The organism is Massilia sp. FBCC-B171, from assembly GCF_059134155.1.
Genome location: NZ_CP101443.1, coordinates 2,091,510 through 2,108,133 on the forward strand (window position 1 = coordinate 2,091,510; position 16,624 = coordinate 2,108,133).

Annotated in this window: 17 protein-coding genes and 7 tRNA genes; 20 read left to right on the forward strand and 4 right to left on the reverse strand. The window is 63.5% G+C overall.

All coding sequences use genetic code 11. The annotated features are described in order from the left end of the window. The first annotated feature begins 156 nt into the window (after positions 1 to 156). The 20 genes from NMB41_RS09535 (at position 157) to NMB41_RS09630 (ending at position 13,270) form a co-directional block, all read left to right on the forward strand. Positions 157 to 1,608, forward strand: coding sequence for a DegQ family serine endoprotease (locus tag NMB41_RS09535; RefSeq protein ID WP_494382219.1), 1,452 nt, complete (start codon positions 157 to 159; stop codon positions 1,606 to 1,608). After that, complete coding sequence (locus NMB41_RS09540; RefSeq protein ID WP_494382220.1) at positions 1,608 to 1,868, forward strand: glutaredoxin family protein; 261 nt, start codon at positions 1,608 to 1,610, stop codon at positions 1,866 to 1,868. The genes NMB41_RS09535 and NMB41_RS09540 overlap by 1 nt, the downstream gene beginning before the upstream one ends. 258 nt (positions 1,869 to 2,126) lie before the next feature. Next, positions 2,127 to 3,920, forward strand: a complete 1,794-nt coding sequence (lepA, locus tag NMB41_RS09545; RefSeq protein ID WP_494382221.1) for a translation elongation factor 4 — start codon at positions 2,127 to 2,129, stop codon at positions 3,918 to 3,920. Continuing rightward, complete coding sequence (gene lepB / locus NMB41_RS09550; RefSeq protein ID WP_494382222.1) at positions 3,917 to 4,834, forward strand: signal peptidase I; 918 nt, start codon at positions 3,917 to 3,919, stop codon at positions 4,832 to 4,834. The genes lepA and lepB overlap by 4 nt, the downstream gene beginning before the upstream one ends. Before the next feature lie 30 nt (positions 4,835 to 4,864). Further along, entirely contained in the window at positions 4,865 to 5,260 is a 396-nt protein-coding gene (locus NMB41_RS09555; RefSeq protein WP_494382223.1) for a DUF4845 domain-containing protein, read from the forward strand. Positions 5,261 to 5,432: 172 nt separating this feature from the next. Next, positions 5,433 to 6,218, forward strand: a complete 786-nt coding sequence (gene rnc / locus NMB41_RS09560) for a ribonuclease III (RefSeq protein WP_494382224.1) — start codon at positions 5,433 to 5,435, stop codon at positions 6,216 to 6,218. Between the two features lie 7 nt (positions 6,219 to 6,225). Continuing rightward, positions 6,226 to 7,260 carry a GTPase Era gene (gene era / locus NMB41_RS09565; protein WP_494382225.1) on the forward strand — a complete coding sequence of 345 codons (1,035 nt, stop codon included), beginning with the start codon at positions 6,226 to 6,228 and terminating at the stop codon, positions 7,258 to 7,260. Between the two features lie 23 nt (positions 7,261 to 7,283). After that, entirely contained in the window at positions 7,284 to 8,135 is an 852-nt protein-coding gene (recO, locus tag NMB41_RS09570; protein ID WP_494382226.1) for a DNA repair protein RecO, read from the forward strand. A gap of 13 nt (positions 8,136 to 8,148) precedes the next feature. Continuing rightward, positions 8,149 to 8,925, forward strand: coding sequence for a pyridoxine 5'-phosphate synthase (gene pdxJ / locus NMB41_RS09575; protein ID WP_494382227.1), 777 nt, complete (start codon positions 8,149 to 8,151; stop codon positions 8,923 to 8,925). Then, entirely contained in the window at positions 8,922 to 9,317 is a 396-nt protein-coding gene (gene acpS, locus NMB41_RS09580) for a holo-ACP synthase (RefSeq protein WP_435758621.1), read from the forward strand. Before pdxJ ends, acpS begins: the two co-directional genes overlap by 4 nt. 15 nt (positions 9,318 to 9,332) lie before the next feature. Continuing rightward, positions 9,333 to 11,204, forward strand: coding sequence for an excinuclease ABC subunit UvrC (uvrC, locus tag NMB41_RS09585; protein ID WP_494382228.1), 1,872 nt, complete (start codon positions 9,333 to 9,335; stop codon positions 11,202 to 11,204). Between the two features lie 129 nt (positions 11,205 to 11,333). Next, positions 11,334 to 11,912, forward strand: a complete 579-nt coding sequence (gene pgsA / locus NMB41_RS09590; protein WP_494382229.1) for a CDP-diacylglycerol--glycerol-3-phosphate 3-phosphatidyltransferase — start codon at positions 11,334 to 11,336, stop codon at positions 11,910 to 11,912. Positions 11,913 to 12,000: 88 nt separating this feature from the next. Further along, positions 12,001 to 12,076 (forward strand) — tRNA-Gly (locus NMB41_RS09595). Positions 12,077 to 12,152: 76 nt separating this feature from the next. Then, positions 12,153 to 12,228: transfer RNA gene (locus NMB41_RS09600), tRNA-Gly, on the forward strand. 37 nt (positions 12,229 to 12,265) lie between these two features. Beyond that, a tRNA-Gly gene (locus NMB41_RS09605) sits at positions 12,266 to 12,341 on the forward strand. Positions 12,342 to 12,367: 26 nt separating this feature from the next. Then, positions 12,368 to 12,443: transfer RNA gene (locus tag NMB41_RS09610), tRNA-Gly, on the forward strand. A gap of 79 nt (positions 12,444 to 12,522) precedes the next feature. After that, positions 12,523 to 12,596: transfer RNA gene (locus tag NMB41_RS09615), tRNA-Cys, on the forward strand. 73 nt (positions 12,597 to 12,669) lie between these two features. After that, entirely contained in the window at positions 12,670 to 12,921 is a 252-nt protein-coding gene (locus NMB41_RS09620; protein WP_494382230.1) for a hypothetical protein, read from the forward strand. 67 nt (positions 12,922 to 12,988) lie between these two features. Beyond that, a tRNA-Cys gene (locus NMB41_RS09625) sits at positions 12,989 to 13,059 on the forward strand. A 140-nt stretch (positions 13,060 to 13,199) separates the two neighbouring features. After that, a tRNA-Cys gene (locus NMB41_RS09630) sits at positions 13,200 to 13,270 on the forward strand. Between the two features lie 110 nt (positions 13,271 to 13,380). Here the strand turns inward: NMB41_RS09630 and NMB41_RS09635 are convergent. From NMB41_RS09635 to NMB41_RS09650, 4 genes are all read right to left on the reverse strand, one after another. Beyond that, positions 13,381 to 13,878, reverse strand: coding sequence for a MarR family transcriptional regulator (locus tag NMB41_RS09635; RefSeq protein WP_494382231.1), 498 nt, complete (start codon positions 13,876 to 13,878; stop codon positions 13,381 to 13,383). A gap of 95 nt (positions 13,879 to 13,973) precedes the next feature. Beyond that, on the reverse strand, positions 13,974 to 14,249 hold the full coding sequence (locus tag NMB41_RS09640; protein WP_494382232.1) for a hypothetical protein: 276 nt from the start codon (positions 14,247 to 14,249) through the stop codon (positions 13,974 to 13,976). Positions 14,250 to 14,418: 169 nt separating this feature from the next. Next, complete coding sequence (locus tag NMB41_RS09645; protein WP_494382233.1) at positions 14,419 to 16,119, reverse strand: tannase/feruloyl esterase family alpha/beta hydrolase; 1,701 nt, start codon at positions 16,117 to 16,119, stop codon at positions 14,419 to 14,421. A gap of 108 nt (positions 16,120 to 16,227) precedes the next feature. After that, positions 16,228 to 16,596 carry an ABC transporter substrate-binding protein gene (locus NMB41_RS09650; RefSeq protein WP_494382234.1) on the reverse strand — a complete coding sequence of 123 codons (369 nt, stop codon included), beginning with the start codon at positions 16,594 to 16,596 and terminating at the stop codon, positions 16,228 to 16,230. Positions 16,597 to 16,624 lie beyond the last annotated feature (28 nt).

Genomic DNA, 16,624 nt, shown 5'->3' on the forward strand with positions numbered 1-16,624 from the left:
CCAGTATCGCCGGCGCAGCGCCGGTCTTCCATCGTGGTGCATCCGCGCCAGATTGCAGCTTGCAGGGCGCCTGAACGGCCAACGGCCGGGATGCGCGACAAGACGCCGGGTTTTGGCTTACCATAACGTCAATCCCGTCCTCACTCCCTGACTCTCATGACAAGCAAAAATTTTGCTGGTGCAGTCCTGTCGGCCCTGCTGTTGACGGGCGCCGGCCTTTTCCTTCCCCCTGTCGCCCATGCCGCCGCGCCGGTCCCGACGCCGGTGGTCACGGGTTTGCCCGATTTCTCCGACCTGATCGACAAGGCCGGCCCCGCGGTCGTCAACATCCGCACCACCGAGCGCGTGCGCATGGGACAGGGTGGGCCGGGCGAGGAAGAAATGCAGGAATTCCTGCGCCGCTTCTTCGGCCAGCCGATCCCGCGCCGCCGTTCGCCCCAGCCGCAGCAGGAAGAGGAGGAAGTGCAGCGCGGGGTCGGCTCCGGCTTCATGGTGTCCGACGACGGCTATGTGCTGACCAATGCGCACGTGGTCGAGGGCGCCGACGAGGTCACGGTCACGCTGACCGACCGCCGCGAATTCAAGGCCAAGGTGCTCGGGGCGGACCGCCGCTCCGACGTCGCCCTCTTGAAAGTGAACGCCACGAACCTGCCTTACCTGCGCACCGGCGACTCGAGCAAGATCCGGGTCGGCGAATGGGTGATCGCGATCGGCTCGCCCTTCAACCTCGACAACACCGTCACGGCCGGCATCATTTCGGCCAAGTCGCGCGACACCGGCGAATATCTGCCGCTGATCCAGAGCGATGTCGCCGTCAATCCGGGCAATTCGGGCGGCCCCCTGATCAACATGCGCGGCGAAGTCATCGGCATCAATTCGCAGATCGCCACGCTCTCCGGCGCGTACAACGGCATTTCGTTCGCGGTGCCGATCGACGAAGTCATGCGCGTGGCCGACCAGCTGAAGAAAACCGGGCGCGTCACGCGCGGGCGCCTGGGCGTGCAGATCAGCGAAGTCACGCGCGACGTGGCCGAGTCGCTCGGCCTGGGCAAGGCGCGCGGCGCCGAAGTGTCGATGGTCGAAGCAGGCGGGCCGGCCGAGAAGGGCGGGATCAAGGTCGGCGACATCATCCTCAAGTTCAATGGCGCGCCGATCGAAACTACGCGCGACCTGCCGCGCCTGGTGGGTGCGGCCAAAGTCGGCACCCGCGCCAGCGTCACCGTCTGGCGCCGCGGCGCCCAGCTCGAGGTGCCGGTCACGATCGTCGCGCTCGATGACGAAAAAGCCGTTGCGGTCAAGCCGCAGCCGGGCAAGAGCACCCCTGGCGCGGCGCCGAACCCGCTGGGCCTGGCCGTGTCGAACCTGAGCGCGGAACAGCGCCGCGGCCTGAAGCTCGAGGGCGGCGTGGTGGTCGATGCCTCCGAGGGCAGGGCAGCCAGCGCCGGCGTGCGTCCGGGCGACCTGATCCTGCAAATGAACAATGTCGAGATCAAGGACGCGGCCCAGTTCAATGGCCTGGCTGCCAAATTGGACCCGAAAAAGAGCGTGGCGGTGCTGGTGCGGCGCGATAACGTGACGCAGTACCTCGTCATCAAACCGGGCAAGTGATGCAATTTACGCTTTACTCGCGCAGCTACTGCCACCTTTGCGACGACATGCTGGCGGCCTTGCAGGCGCTGGCGCCCGCGGGGCAGCCATTCACGGTCGAGGTCATCGACGTCGATGCCGACCCGGCCCTGGTCGAACGCTTCGACGAGCTGGTGCCGGTGCTCTACGGGCGGCTCGACGAGCCCGAGCTGTGCCACTACTTCCTCGACGAAGCCGCCGTGCGCGGGTACCTCTTGGGCCGGACGGAAACGCCGGCATAGGGCCCCAGCGCCGCCCCGGCGGCCCGCCTAGCCGATTTCCGGGCTTTCTACCCCGAAATCCGGTAAAATGCCTGGTTTGGAAAAGCTTTGGTCGCCCGTACATGGCTTAGTCCCTCGCATGATCACGTTGAGATAAGGCGCTCGCCTGGGGAGGAACAGCCCCACACGAAGCGCCTTTTTCGTATTGCGCCGGCAGTTTGCGGCGCCGGCCGGCCACCCGTCAGCGGCCTCGCCCCTTTTTGGTTTTGAGCTTTGTTAATGAACAACATACGTAACTTCTCCATCATCGCCCACATCGACCACGGTAAATCGACCCTGGCCGACCGCATCATCCAGCTGTGCGGCGGCCTGTCGGACCGCGAAATGGACGCGCAGGTGCTCGACTCGATGGACCTGGAGCGCGAGCGCGGCATCACCATCAAGGCGCAGACCGCTGCCCTGCAATACAAGGCGCGCGACGGCCAGGTCTACAACCTGAACCTGATCGATACCCCGGGCCACGTCGACTTCAGCTACGAAGTCTCGCGCTCGCTGTCAGCCTGCGAAGGCGCGCTGCTGGTCGTCGACGCTTCGCAAGGCGTCGAGGCGCAGACGGTGGCCAACTGCTACACCGCGCTGGATCTCGGCGTGGAAGTGGTGCCGGTCCTGAACAAGATCGACTTGCCGCACGCCGACCCGGACAACGCCAAGAAGGAAATCGAAGACGTCATCGGCATCGACGCGGCGGAAGCGGTCATGTGCTCGGCCAAGTCGGGCCTGGGCGTGGAAGACGTGCTGGAAGATTTGATCAAGCGCGTGCCACCGCCAAAGGGCGACGTCGATGCGCCGCTGCAGGCCCTGATCGTCGACTCCTGGTACGACCCGTATGTCGGCGTCGTGATGCTGGTGCGCGTGGTCAACGGCACCCTGCGCCCGAAAGACAAGATCCTCCTGATGGCGACCGAATCGGTGAACCTGGTCGAAAGCATCGGCGTCTTCACGCCGCGCTCGGTCTCGCTGCCGACCCTGTCCGCAGGCCAGGTGGGCTTCATCATCGCCGGCATCAAGGAACTGAAAGCCGCGAAAGTGGGCGACACCGTCACCCTGGCCAACCGTCCGGCGCCGGCGCCGCTGCCTGGCTTCAAGGAAGTCCAGCCGCAGGTGTTCGCCGGTTTGTTCCCGGTCGAATCGAACCAGTACGACGCGCTGCGCGACTCGCTGGAAAAGCTGAAGCTGAACGACGCGGCCCTGATGTACGAGCCGGAAGTGTCGCAGGCGCTGGGCTTCGGCTTCCGCTGCGGCTTCCTGGGTTTGCTGCACATGGAAATCGTGCAGGAACGCCTCGAGCGTGAATTCGACATGGACCTGATCACCACGGCGCCGACCGTCGTGTACGAGGTCGAGATGCGCGATGGCAGCATCCTGCGCGTCGACAATCCGTCGAAGATGCCGGAGCCGTCGAAGATCAACGAAGTGCGCGAGCCGATTGTCGACGTCAATCTCTACATGCCGCAGGAATATGTCGGCGCGGTGATGACGCTGTGTAACGGCAAGCGCGGCCTGCAGATGGACATGGCCTACCACGGCCGCCAGGTGAAATTGCACTACGAAATCCCGATGGCCGAAATCGTGCTCGACTTCTTCGATCGCCTGAAGTCGACCTCGCGCGGCTACGCCTCGATGGACTACGAGTTCAAGGAATACCGCTCGGCCGACGTGGTCAAGGTGGACATGCTCATCAACAGCGAGAAGGTCGATGCGCTGGCGATCATCGTGCACCGCGCCAACGCGCCTTACCGTGGACGCCAGGTGGCCGCCAAGATGCGCGAACTGATTCCACGCCAGATGTTCGACGTGGCGATTCAGGCCGCGATCGGCGCGACCATCATCTCGCGCGAAAACGTCAAGGCGCTGCGCAAGAACGTGCTGGCCAAGTGCTACGGCGGCGACATCAGCCGTAAAAAGAAACTGCTTGAGAAACAAAAAGCCGGTAAGAAACGCATGAAACAGGTCGGTTCCGTGGAAATTCCACAAGAAGCCTTCCTCGCCATCCTTCAAGTGGACGATAAATGAACCTGCAACCGATCCTGGGAAATTTCGCACTCATCTTATTCGTACTCACGGTCCTCACCGGCGTCATCTGGCTCTGGGACATCTTCGTCCTGGCCAAGCAGCGCCGCGCCGCCGCCGATGCCGCCCTGGCCGAGTACGATGCACGCACGGCCAAGTTGCTGGCCGACGGCATCAAGGTCGACAACAACGGCAACCGGGCCGCGCTGGAAGCAGGGCATTTGCGCCAGCCGACCTGGGTCGAGTATTCGGGCAGTTTCTTCCCTGTGATTGCAGCGGTGTTCTTCCTGCGCTCCTTCTTGTGGGAACCGTTCAAGATCCCATCGAGCTCGATGGTGCCGACCCTGCTGGTGGGCGACCTGATCCTGGTGAACAAGTACACCTATGGCATTCGCCTGCCGATCATCAACAAGAAGGTGATTCAGTTGAATGATCCGCAGCGCGGCGATGTCATGGTTTTCAAGTACCCGAAGGACATGAGCCAGGATTACATCAAGCGCGTCATCGGCGTGCCTGGCGACAAGATCACCTATGAAAACAAGCGCCTGAGCGTGAACGGCGTGCCGGTGCAGTACACGGCGCTGGACGACTACCTCGACGACGAGAAGCCGGTCTACCACAAGCAGCTCATCGAAAAGCTGCCGGGCAGCCAGCACCGCATCCTGAACACGGATATGGTGCGCTCGTTCAACCTCGACAGCGTGGAGAGCTTCCCGCAGCGCGAAGCCTGTGACTATTCCTATGACAAATTTACCTGTACTGTACCGGCAGGCAATTACTTCATGATGGGCGACAACCGCGACAACAGTTTGGACAGCCGTTACTGGGGTTTTGTCCCGGACAAGAATATTGTCGGCAAGGCCTTCCTGGTGTGGATGAACTTCGGCGATCCGAAGCGCATCGGCGGCATCAAGTAAGTTCGTTTGCGACATCCACAAGGAGAGAAGATGGTCGACCGCACCCCGGTTTCCCTGCGCAGGCAGGGCGGTATTTCGCTCACAGGGCTGATCCTGGTGCTGATGGTACTGGGCGCGTTTGCGCTCCTGGCCATCAAGATCGTGCCATCCTTCCTCGAGTACCGCGCCGTGCGTGACGGCATCGTGCGCGCGAAAGCGGTCGGCGGCAGCCCCGCCGAGATGCGCGAAGCCTTCGACAAGTACGCCGGCATCAACGACGTCGAGGCAGTGCGCGGGCGCGACCTCGTCATCAGCCGCGACGGTGCGGTTCCGGAAGTCAGCTTTGCCTACGAGAAGCGCATTCCGCTGACCGAACGCGCCACCCTGGTCATCGATTACGATGGCACGACCGACCCGAGCGGGGTCGTGGCGGCAAAAGCCGACTGATCCGCCAGCCGGCAGCCACGGGCGCAGGCAGCCGGCCTGGCGCCGGCGTCCAGGCGGACACATCACCATGGCGCGCGCCGCCCGGCGCCGTCCAACCGAGCAGCAAGCGCCGTCTTCGCGGCGGCCGTACTACAATACATCGACAATGAATCTTCAGTTATTGCAAACGCGCTTGGGTTACACGTTCCGGGATGCTGGCCTCTTGCAGCAGGCCCTGACACACCGCAGCCATAGCAGCCTGCATAACGAACGCCTCGAATTCCTCGGCGACTCGATCCTGAACTGCGTCGTGGCCTCCATTCTGTACGAGCGCTTCAGCCACCTCGACGAGGGCGACCTGTCGCGCCTGCGCGCCAACCTCGTCAAGCAGCAGTCGCTCTACGAAATCGCCCAGAAGCTCGAATTGTCGCAATTCCTGCGCCTGGGCGAAGGCGAGCTGAAATCGGGCGGTTTCCGCCGTCCCTCGATCCTGGCCGACACCCTCGAGGCCCTGCTCGGTGCGATTTTCCTCGACGCCGGTTTCGATGCCGCGCGCGACGCGATCCGCGCCTTTTACATTCCGCTGCTCGATACGGTCGATCCGCGCACCCTCGGCAAGGATGCCAAGACCCTGCTGCAGGAATTCCTGCAGAGCCGCAAGATCTCGCTGCCAACCTATAACGTCATCGCCACCCATGGCGCGGCCCACAGCCAGGAGTTCGAGATCGAATGCCTGGTGCCGAAGCTGAATATCCAGGTCTTCGGGCGCGGCGGCAGCCGCCGTGCCGGCGAACAGGCCGCCGCGCGCCTGGCGCTGGAAGTCGCCGAACAGGCGCTGCGCAAGACCCCGGCCGCCGGCCGCAAGGCCAAGCCGCGTGCCGCCCAGCTCAAGCTGGCCGGCATCGCCACCATCCAGGGCGAGGAGGCTGCCGATGCACCCGCAGTCGCGTCCTCCGCCGCCCCCACCAAACAGGCATGAACGAAGTATGAATACCGAACATAATCCAGACGACAATATTGATCCCGTGCATAACGCGGCCGAGGACAAGGCCATCACCGGCCGCGAAGAAGACGGGCAGGGCGCCGACCTCAACGCCTTCTTCAACGACCGCACCGATGCCAGCAAGGGCACCTCGGTCGAAGGCTTCCGTTGCGGCTACATCGCCATCGTCGGCCGCCCGAACGTGGGCAAGTCGACGCTGATGAACCAGCTGATCGGCGCCAAGGTGTCGATCACCTCGCGCAAGGCGCAAACCACGCGCCACCGCATCACCGGCATCCAGACCGTCGACGATGCCCAGTTCATCTATGTCGATACGCCTGGCTTCCAGACGCGTCATTCGAACGCACTGAACAAAACCCTGAACAAGACGGTCTCGAACACGCTCACGGCCTCGGACGTCGTCCTGTTCGTGATCGAGGCCGGCACCTTTGGCCCGGCCGACCAGCAAGTGCTCGACCTGCTGCCGAAGAACGTCCCGGTGATCCTGGTCATCAACAAGTCGGACCACATGAAGGACAAGGCGACCCTGATGCCTTTCGCCCAGAAAGTGGCGGCCTTGCGCGACTTCACGGCCATCGTGCCGGTCTCGGCCAAGTTGCGTTTCCAGATCGACTCGCTCGAGCGCGAGATCCGCAACCACCTGCCGGAAAACCCGCCGGTGTTCGGCGCCGACGACATCACCGACCGCAGCGAGAAATTCCTCGCGGCCGAGATCGTGCGCGAAAAAGTCTTCCGTCTGCTGGGCGACGAGCTGCCTTACACCAGCACCGTGATCATCGAGCAGTTCCTGCAAGAGGGCAACCTGCGCCGGATTTTCGCGGCGATCCTGGTCGAGCGCGATACCCATAAATCGATGATCATCGGTAACAAGGGCGCCCGCCTGAAAGAAATCTCGACCCAGTCGCGCCTGGACATGGAGAAGCTGTTCGGCGGCCCTGTGTACCTGGAGATCTGGGTCAAGGTCAAGTCCGGCTGGGCCGACAACGAAGCGGGCCTGCGCGCCTACGGCTACGAGTAAGCGTCGGAGGACTTCCCGACCGCATGACGAGCCCAGATCCAGACGCCAAGGCGACACCCGGTCACGCAGCCCAGGCGTCCAGCCTGCCTGCGGTGGCCGAGGCTCCCGCAGCCTATGCGGTCGCGGCCGCACCGGCGCCGCGCCGCAGCCGCGTCCCCGTGCGCGACACCCGCATCAATGGCCAACCGGCCTTCGTCCTGCACAGCTATCCCTATAAAGAAACCAGCCTCATCGTCGACCTGTTTACGCGCGACCATGGCCGCGTCGCGGTCGTGGCCAAGGGCGCGAAGCGGCCGCTGTCGAAGCTGCGCGGGGTGCTGCAAACCTTCCAGCCGCTCTCGGTGTCCTGGAGCGGCAAGTCCGAGCTGCGCACCCTGATCGACGCTGAATGGGTCGGCGGCATGCTGCCCATCGAGCGCAACGCGCTGCTGTGCGGCTTTTACCTGAACGAGCTGCTGGTCAAGCTGATCGCACGCGACGACCCGCACCGGGCATTGTTCGACCACTACATTTCGACGCTCAACGAGCTGGCGCACGACGAACCGGCACAAATTGCCTTGCGAAAGTTCGAACGGGCCTTACTTAAGGAAACAGGCGTCGCCGCCAACCTGGGACGTTCGACGACCACGCGCGAGGCGGTGCAGGTGGCGATCGACTACGTGGTCGATCCCGAAAAGGGTGCGCGCGAAGCCCGTGTTTCCGACGTCTGGCCGGTTGTCTCCGGCAAGACCCTGCTCGACATGGAGCGCGAAGACTACGCGGACCCGGCAACGCAGGCGCAAAGCAAGCAATTGATGCGCTTCCTGCTGGCGCACCACCTCGGCGGCGTGCCGCTGAACACGCGGCAGATTTTGATCGACCTGATGCAACTATAAAACCAATACCACCATGAGCTTCCTGCAACCCGTTGGCCAGGTCATCGACCTGGGCGTGAACATCGACCACATCGCCACCGTGCGCAATGCCCGCGGCACCGTCTATCCGGACCCGCTGCGCGCAGCCTTGCTCGCCGAGCAGGCCGGCGCCGACCTGATCACGCTGCACCTGCGCGAAGACCGGCGCCACATCAAGGATGCCGACGTACTGGCGATGCGCCCGCAGCTGGCCACGCGCATGAACCTGGAAGCGGCGGTCACGCAGGAGATGATCGATTTTGCCTGCCAGGTGCGCCCGCAGGACGTCTGCCTGGTGCCCGAACGGCGCGAGGAAGTCACGACCGAAGGCGGCCTGGACGTCATCCGCTATTTCAAGGAAGTCGAGACCGCGGTGAAGCAGTTGAAAGGCGAGGGCATCCGCGTCTCGCTCTTCATCGACGCCGACGAAGCGCAGATCGCGGCCGCCGCCCAGACGGGCGCGACCGTGATCGAGCTGCACACGGGGCGCTATGCCGAAGCCGAAGCCGAAGGCGAGGAAGCGCTGCGCGAACTGGAACGCATCAAGGCGGGCGCCGCCGCCGGCGTGCGCCATAACCTGGTCGTGAACGCAGGCCATGGCCTGCATTACACCAACGTGCAGGCGGTGGCCGCGATCCGCGACATCACCGAACTGAACATCGGCCACGCGATCGTCGCGCATGCGCTCTTCGCCGGCTGGGAAAACGCCGTGCGCGAAATGAAGGCCATCATGGTGGCGGCGCGCCTGGGCGTGTCGCTGGGCGCAAAATGATTTACGGTATCGGCACCGACATCGTCCAGATCTCGCGTGTCGAAGCGGCGCTCGCGCGCAGCGGCGAACGCTTCGCCGAAAAGATCCTCGGGCCGCAGGAACTCGAGAAATACCACGCACGGCGCGCCCGCAGCGAAGTGCGCGGCCTGCGCTTCCTGGCGACGCGTTTTTCGGCCAAGGAAGCGTTCTCGAAGGCCATTGGCCTGGGCATGCGCATGCCGATGACCTGGCGCTCGGCCCAGATGCTCAACGCCCCGAGCGGCAAGCCGACCATCGTCTGTAGCGGCGCGCTCGAGGAATTCATGCGACAGAACAAATTGACCGCCCAGGTGACGATCAGCGACGAGGCCGACTATGGTGTGGCTTTTGTGATCGTCACTCAGGAGGCGTAAGGGCTTTATCACCGTATGACCGAAGCGAATCAAGAAATCAGTCCCGACGCGCAGCCGGACGCGCGCGCCCACGTGCTCGCCACCGTGGCCAAGCTGCCCAACCTGCCGGGCGTGTACCGCTATTTCGACGCCAACGACGCCGTGCTGTATGTCGGGAAGGCGCGCGACCTGAAAAAGCGGGTGTCGAGCTATTTCCTGAAGAACGTGTCGAGCTCGCGCATTGCGATGATGGTCAGCAAGATCGCGCGCCTGGAAACCTCGGTCACGCACAGCGAGGCCGAAGCCCTGATCCTGGAAAACAACCTGATCAAGGCCTTGAAGCCGCGCTACAACATCTTGTTTCGCGACGATAAGTCCTACCCGTATTTGAAAATCACGAGCGGCGACTTCCCGCGCATGGCCTATTACCGCGGCGGGCTCGATCGCAAGAACCAGTATTTCGGTCCCTTCCCGAGCGCCTGGGCGGTGAAGGAATCGATGCAGATCCTGCAAAAAGTCTTCATGCTGCGCACTTGCGAGGACAGCGTGTTCGCCAACCGCACGCGCCCCTGCCTGCTGCACCAGATCGGGCGCTGCAGCGGCCCGTGCGTCAACCTGATCGACAAGGAAGAGTACAAGGTCGATGTCGAGAACGCCGCCAAGTTCCTGCGCGGACGCCAGACCGAGGTCATGGAAGACCTGCAGCACAAGATGCAGGGCTTTGCCGAGAAGCTGATGTTCGAGCAGGCCGCCGGCGTGCGCAACCAGATCCAGTCGCTCTCGCGCGTGCTGCACCAGCAAAGCATGGAAACGACCGGCGACGCCGACGTCGACGTCATCGCCGTGGTGGTGCAGGGCGGGCGCGCCTGCGTCAACCTGGCGATGATCCGCGGCGGGCGCCACCTGGGCGACCGCGCCTACTTCCCGACCCAGGTTGCCGAAGCGATTGCCGAGCTGTCGATCGAGTGCGAGGTGCTGGCCGCTTTCCTGGTCCAGCATTACACGGATAAATTCATCCCTGGCACCCTGATCCTGAATATCGAGTTCGACCAGCCGGAACTGATCGTGGCGCTGGCCGAGCAGTGCGGGCACCGCATCAACCTGATCTTCCAGCCGCAGGGGCAGCGCCGCCAGTGGCTTGAGCTCGCTCAAAAGGGCGCAGAGATCTCGCTCGCCCGCCTGCTGTCTGAACAAGGGTCGCAGCAGTCGCGCACGCGCGCGCTGGCCGAGGCCCTGGGGCTGGACGCGGCCGAACTCGAAACCCTGCGCATCGAATGCTTCGACATCAGCCACACGGCGGGCGAGGCGACGCAGGCGTCCTGTGTCGTGTTCCATCACCACGCCATGCAGAACTCGGAATACCGGCGCTACAACATCAACGGCATCACGCCGGGCGACGATTACGCGGCGATGCGCCAGGTGCTGATGCGCCGCTACGAAAAAGTGGTGGGCGGCGACGGCGTCATGCCCGACGTCGTGCTCGTCGACGGCGGCAAGGGCCAGGTCGAGATGGCGCGCCAGGTGCTGTCCGAGCTGGGGCTCGACATCGGCCTGATCGTCGGCGTCGCCAAGGGAGAAGGGCGCCGGGTCGGCCTTGAAACCTTGATCTTCGCCGACGGCCGCGCGCCCCAGGAACTGGGCAAGGAATCGGCCGCGCTGATGCTGGTCGCCCTGATTCGCGACGAGGCGCACCGCTTTGCCATCACCGGCATGCGTGCCAAGCGCGCCAAGACGCGCCAGGCCTCGCGCCTGGAAGAGATCGAGGGTATCGGCGCCAAACGCCGCCAGCGCCTGCTGGCGCGCTTTGGCGGCCTGCGCGGCGTGGTCGACGCCAGCGTCGAAGACCTGTGCCAGGTCGAGGGCATCTCGACCGCGCTGGCGGAAGAGATTTATCGGCAGCTGCATTGAATGGCTGCCATTGATCCGGCCCTGATCCTGGTGGCGCCGCCACGCCATCGACCTCAACTGGTTTAAAAAGCAATACCCATGTAGACTAGCGGCGCACGCTTTTTTCAACCGTAAGCCAGATCACCCCTTATGCCGCTTAACATCCCGATTCTCCTGACCTGGTTACGCGTAGCACTCATTCCCCTCGTTGTCGGCGTCTACTATCTCCCCCCACAATGGCTGCCGCATGCCGACCAGAACCTGGCAGCGACCGTCGTCTTTATCGTCGCCGCCATCACCGACTGGTTCGATGGCTTCCTGGCGCGCCGCTGGAACCAGACCTCCGCCTTCGGCGCCTTCCTCGACCCGGTCGCCGACAAGCTGATGGTCGCCGGCGCACTGTTGATCCTGATTCAGCTGCAACGCGTGGATGCGGTCATCGCCTTCATCATCATCGGCCGCGAAATCACGATCTCGGCCCTGCGCGAGTGGATGGCCGAAATCGGCGCGCGCAAGTCGGTCGCCGTCAGTTCGCTGGGGAAGGTGAAGACCGCCGCCCAGATGGCCGCTATCCCGATGCTGCTGTTCCATGACACGCTGCTGGGCATCGATATCCACTTCTGGGGCCAGGTCCTGCTGTGGGTGGCGGGCGTGCTGACGGTGTGGTCGATGTTCTACTACCTGCGCCGCGCGTGGCCAGTGATTAAGGAAAAAGGCGGGAATCTGTAAGATTAATTCTCTGGCATCCTTGACGTACGGATCAGATCATCTATAATGCTTGCCTGTTGTGACGACATCACAGCAAACGACAGACAAAGCGGGAGTAGCTCAGTTGGTAGAGCGCAACCTTGCCAAGGTTGAGGTCGAGAGTTCGAGCCTCTTCTCCCGCTCCAGAGTTTGCAGAAGTCAGTAGTAACGGGTTGTCTTGGAAATTGAAATCATTTCTGCGATAATCGGTGGTTCCAGAATGCGGGAGTAGCTCAGTTGGTAGAGCGCAACCTTGCCAAGGTTGAGGTCGAGAGTTCGAGACTCTTCTCCCGCTCCAGTTATCTGGGGCAGCAGTAATCGGTAACACACTCCATGCGGGAGTAGCTCAGTTGGTAGAGCGCAACCTTGCCAAGGTTGAGGTCGAGAGTTCGAGACTCTTCTCCCGCTCCATGAAGCGTGCATGTAACAACTCCTAAGCGGGAGTAGCTCAGTTGGTAGAGCGCAACCTTGCCAAGGTTGAGGTCGAGAGTTCGAGACTCTTCTCCCGCTCCAGAATTCAGAGAAGACCTTCCCCCTTCTCCTGTTGAAGTGGAACATAACCGTCCACCTCGGCAGTCGTTCGATACCTAATGGCGAGGTAGCAAAGCGGTTATGCAGCGGCCTGCAAAGCCGTCTAGACGGGTTCGACTCCCGTCCTCGCCTCCAGAAAAAAGCCAAAAATCGCCACTCGCTGGCGATTTTTGCATTTCTGGTCCCGTTCAAGATTATGAAGAAGACCATGGGTCACAACATCCACACGATCAAAGAAGCCGGCGCCCTCGCGCTGCGCACCTGGCGTAACGCCGCCCGATTTTTCCTCAGCATCGAGCTCGCCCTGATGGTGCTGGTGGCCGCTGCCACCGTCGCCGGCGTCTTCCTGGCCGCCATGCTCGATGCGCGCTGCCTGCTGGCGTTTGGCTTTGCGATTGCCTACGTCGCCACGCGCACGGTCCTGCACGTGAAACGCAAGCTAAGCTGGCCGTTTATCTGAATGGTTGACCGGGGCTGAGTGAGCCGGATCAAAGCCTTCCATCCCGGCAGGCGTACCATAGATTCATGGCGAGGTAGCAAAGAGGTATGCAGCGGTCTGCAAAGCCGCCCAGACGTGGTTCGACTCCCGTCCTCGCCTTCGGAACACCGCCAAAAATCGCCACGCGTTGGCGATTTTTGCATTTCCGGACGGCCGTTCATCGTGCTCGATGTTCGCAGCCTGAGGGGGACTGTGCCGGATCAAATCCTCCCAGCCCGGCAGGCGTATTATTTGTTCATGGCGAGGTAGCAAAGAGGTATGCAGCGGTCTGCAAAGCCGCCCAGACGTGGTTCGACTCCCGTCCTCGCCTTCAGAATACACAGCCAAAATCGCCGCTCGACGGCGATTTTGGTTTTTGTGGCGCAGGTCCAGGTGGATACAGGAGGTCTGGCGGTCACCGCGAATCGAAGGACGGCGCCTTCAGTCCGCCTTGTCCATATTGCCCAGCACGCGCGCCACGAAGCCGGCAAACTGTTTCAGCTCGGCCTTCGTGAAGCCGGCATAGGCCGCGCTCAGTTTCGTGGAAATGTCGGGCAAGGCTTCTGCGATCACGGCGCGCCCCTGCTCGGTCAGGGTGATCAGCACACTGCGCCGGTCGCCCGCGCGCGTACCGCGTTCGATCAGCCCGCGCGCGGCGAGGTCGTCGCAGACCCGGGTCAGGTTCGCAGGCTTCTCGTGACAGGCTTCGCTCAGTTCCGACGCGGTCGTGGTTTCGTCCGCGCTGCCGTAGAGGATGGCCAGCACGATATAGCCGGTGTCGGCCAGTTCATATTGCTTGAGCGCGGCGTTGGTGCGGTCGCGCTGGCGCTTCTGCAGGTGGTGGATCAGGCGCACGAGCAGGATTGGTTCGTACGGAAAATCCGGCACCCGCGCCTGGATGTTGCGTAGTCGTTTTTCCGTCGGCTCGAAAATGCTCATGAACGCTCCTGCATGAAATGCCAGATTGTAACCGCGGCGGCAGCCGGGCGGGGGAGTTCAGGTAGCACCGGCCGCGCCGCAAGCTGCGCCGCTACTCAATGCGACGAATCGCCGCCCTTGACGGTGCGCGCGGCACTTTCCAACTCCGGGTGGCCGTCGGTCATGCGTGCGGCTGCTGGCGCGGCGGCGACGCTGCGGGGTGCAACGGTGGCCACGGCCGGAGCGTCGGCTTCTGCCAGGTGCCCGTCGGTCATGATCACGCCGGCCGGGTTGGCGATGTTGACCCAATCGTCGGTCGCGGCGACCGTCGACGAGGCGCAGCCTGCGAGCAGGGAGACGAGGAGGGCGGGGATGAGGAATTTGCTGGACATGGTTATTACTCCTGAAGTTTGGCGAGACGCACGACAATCGGCGTCATGGGTCTATTTTACTACTGAATAGTTCATTAGTGTAGTAAGTGCTCAAAAATCACGCCCAACGGAAAAAGGCCGGACGACGCACACTGCGCCGCCCGGCCCGCCTACTGATTACGTTGACTGCTTATTGACAGCTGAAATTCGCCGCATCCTCGATGCTGCCGCTGCCCTTGTAGCGCGCCACTTTCGGGTAGGCGCACAGCGGCCGCGAGCGGGTCGCCGACCAGCCGGCCGGCACATCCGCGTTCACGCCGCCCGCATTGCCGGCCCCACGTGCGCTGGCCGTCACGCTGTCCGGCGCCTGGCCCTTCTCGACCCAGTTCACCAGTGGCGTCAGCATGTCGAACTGCTCGAGGGAAGGGCCGCCGGAACAGTGGTTCATGCCGGGCACCGGGAAGTAGCGCGCGAAGTTCGATGCGTCGCCACTGTTTGCCGCGCGCAGCTGCTCGTACCAGCTGGCGGTGTCGTCGCTCGAGAAGATCGGGTCGCTGGTGCCGTGGTAGACCAGCATCTTGGCGCCGCGGTTTTTCAGGGCGCCCAGGTTGCCGGGATTCGGCGGCAGCATGAACGACAAGGCGTTTTCCTGATACGTGCCGTTGGTGGCCTTGATGCTCGCCAGCAGGGCGTCGAGCTTGGCGTTGAGCGCAAAGGCGTTGCCGTCGAAGCCGACGACCGCAGCTGGCGGTACCTGCCAGATGAAGGCGATCGCGCCGGCGTCGCGCTGCATCGGTGCGGTGAACTTCCACGAGGCCCAGCCGGCGGTCGCCAGGCCCGCGTCGTAGGGGAAGCTGGTGTAGATGGTGGCGCCGCTCTCGGTCTTGGCACCGGCGAACAGCGCCGCAATCCCTGTCTTTTGCGCGGTGCTCAGGCAGGTACCGTCGCGCGTGGCGCTGCAGGTCCGCACGTCGCGGTTCAGGTCGAAGGCCTTCTGGCAGGCGCCGGTGTCTTGCACCAGGCCGTCCGCCACGCCATCGAGCGCATCGCATTTGCCGAGGACCGCATTCGACACCAGCGCGCGCTCGGCCAGCGTGAAGCCGGTGCCGAGGTCGCCCGGGGTGGTGGCGAGCGCCGCATAGGTCTTGGCGCCGGCGACGTTGGCAATCGCCGCCAGCGGCAGCCGGTAGCCTGGATTGCCGACCAGGAAGCCGTCGTATTGATCGGCATAGCGCGCCGCCGCAACCATCGCATGGCGCCCGCCGTTCGAGCAGCCGCCGATGTAGGAGCGGTCCGGGCCCTTGCCGTAGGCAGTCTGGATAATGTTCTTCGCCAGCGGCGTCAGCTTGCCCACCGCCTGGTAGCCATAGTCGAGGCGCGCCTGCGGGTCGATGCCGAAGAAGGGCGTCGGCGCCTGGTGGCCGGCGTCGGAACTGATCACGGCAAAACCAAGGTTCAGCGCATTCTCGAGCGGCCCGCCACCGCCTACCGGCCCGGTTGCGGTGACCACGCTGCCGTCGACGCCGCCGTTGGCCTGGTAGAAGAAGCGCCCGTTCCAGGTCAGGGGCAGGCGCATTTCGAAGCCGATCGCATAGGCCGCGCCGTCGACCGGACTGGTTCGGCGCGCGAGCTGGCCGGTCACCAGGCAGTGCTGGCCGACCGGCTTGCCGGCAATGCTCAAGGCGCCTGCCGCGACCGAGGTGGCGGCGGTGATGACGGCCTCGGGATAGGCGATGCGGCTGGCCAGTTCGGTGCAGGCGCCCAGCGTTGTGCCGACGGCCGGCGACAGCTGCGGAAGCTGAGCGGCGTCGGGATCGTGGTCGTTGTCGCCGCAGCCTGCCAGGGCGAATGCGGCAAGCGCCGCTGCGCTACCGAATTTCAAAGTGTTCATGCGTGAGGTCTCCTCTGCTGGAATACAGATAAGCGATTGAAGTCGAAACGATGGGGAGTACGGACGGCGCGGCGATGGGCGCCGCGCCGGAACTACGGTGAGGCGGAATTAGTCCGGCATCACGTCCTTGAGGGTGCCGATCGGCTGGTTGACCAGCTTGCCGTTGACGCGCTTGACCTCGCGGATGTACATGTTCTGCACGATGTCGCGGGTTTTCGGATCGATGCTGATCGGTCCGCGCGGGCTGTTCCACTTCATGCCGGAGAGCGTCTTGACGGCTGCCTCGCCGGTGACCTTGCCGTCCAGGCGTTTGATGGTCTCGTAGATCATGCCCATGGTGTCGTATGCGGCGACGGTGACGAAGGTCGGCGGTTTGCTGTTCGGATTGGCGTCCGCATAGGCTTTCAGGAAGACCCGGTTGGCCTCGTTGTCGAGCGCCGTCGAATAGGTGATGCAGGCGCGGGTTTTCAGTTTCATGCTGTCTCCTTGTCGTTATAGGTCTGTT